A 243-nucleotide genomic window follows, 5' to 3' on the forward strand; every position below is an offset into this window, starting at 1 on the left:
TGTCCGGTGCCAGATCTGCAACAAAACCTCTGCCAGCCCACGGATCTTTGACCACGGCTCCAGCGGCAATCATCACCAGCGGCGCGCCTTCCGCTTTGCCGCCGTCGGTATACAGCGTTTCAGTTGTGACGATGGCTTTACGAATGTCCGGATGCATGTAATCCCCTTTCAAGTTAACGGCTTGTTAATTACTACTGGTGAAAGGGGCATAACATCGGCGCTTTTGGGATGTCAAAAGTTGGT

1 protein-coding gene is annotated in these 243 nt (G+C 52.7%); it reads right to left on the bottom strand.

All coding sequences use genetic code 11. The features are described from left to right. Positions 1 to 157 (bottom strand): amino acid synthesis family protein (locus SB719_RS22140; protein WP_412160031.1); only part of this gene is annotated, 157 nt, incomplete at its 3' end. Between the last annotated feature and the right edge of the window lie 86 nt (positions 158 to 243).

The sequence above is a fragment of the Pantoea sp. SIMBA_079 genome, assembly GCF_046940275.1.
Classification (GTDB): domain Bacteria; phylum Pseudomonadota; class Gammaproteobacteria; order Enterobacterales; family Enterobacteriaceae; genus Pantoea; species Pantoea borealis.